The organism is Pseudomonas sp. MD195_PC81_125, assembly GCF_014060985.1.
GTDB lineage: Bacteria > Pseudomonadota > Gammaproteobacteria > Pseudomonadales > Pseudomonadaceae > Aquipseudomonas > Aquipseudomonas parakoreensis.
Genome location: NZ_JABULD010000836.1, coordinates 1 through 657 on the forward strand (window position 1 = coordinate 1; position 657 = coordinate 657).

The following is a 657-nucleotide window of genomic DNA, read 5'->3' on the forward strand; positions in this document are numbered from 1 at the left end:
CGTTTTCTGCCGGAAGACATGGTCATCAGCCAGTTGGCCAACAGCACACTGGTGCGCGTACTTGAGGATTGGTGCCAACCGTTTGCCGGTTACCACCTTTACTACCCGAATCGTCGTGAACATTCGTCCGCGTTCGGGGTTGTGGTGGATGCGCTCGTTTATAAGGAATGACGCGTTAAATTGACTCAGATCATGATTCAATTCGATTAAGGAAAATAACCAACAACTTTCTTGATCCGCATTTTCTTTGTGCTAAAAGTATTGCCGCCAGTGGCTCCTTACAGGGATGAGTAAGGGTTTGCTCATCCGCAGTCATTGCCCACGGATGCATACTTTAAACAAGGAAGTCATATGAAAATAGTTGGGCTGTCCGGGATTCTCCCGTCACGCATTATCAGCAATCAAGACGTTATAAACCTGGTCGAGGAACACTCTAAGGATACGTTCCAGGAAGACTTGCCAAAAACCTTGAAGACCATCAGCAAGTTGCTTGAAAAAAGCGGCAGCGGCACGCGGCACTGGCTGGGCGCCGACGAGACGCCGATGGAACTGATGGAGACAGCATTCAACTCCGCGCTCGCCCAGGCCAATATCGACAAGGCCGACCTGGATCTGTTGATCTATCCGAACGTTACGCGAGGGCTTCATCGAGCCGGC

2 pseudogenes are annotated in these 657 nt (G+C 50.7%); both read left to right on the forward strand.

Annotated elements, in window-relative coordinates:
* Positions 1-171 (forward strand): annotated as a pseudogene (locus tag HT737_RS29595) (LysR family transcriptional regulator); the annotation flags it as partial.
* Between the two features lie 180 nt (positions 172-351).
* Positions 352-657 (forward strand): annotated as a pseudogene (locus tag HT737_RS29600) (ketoacyl-ACP synthase III); the annotation flags it as partial.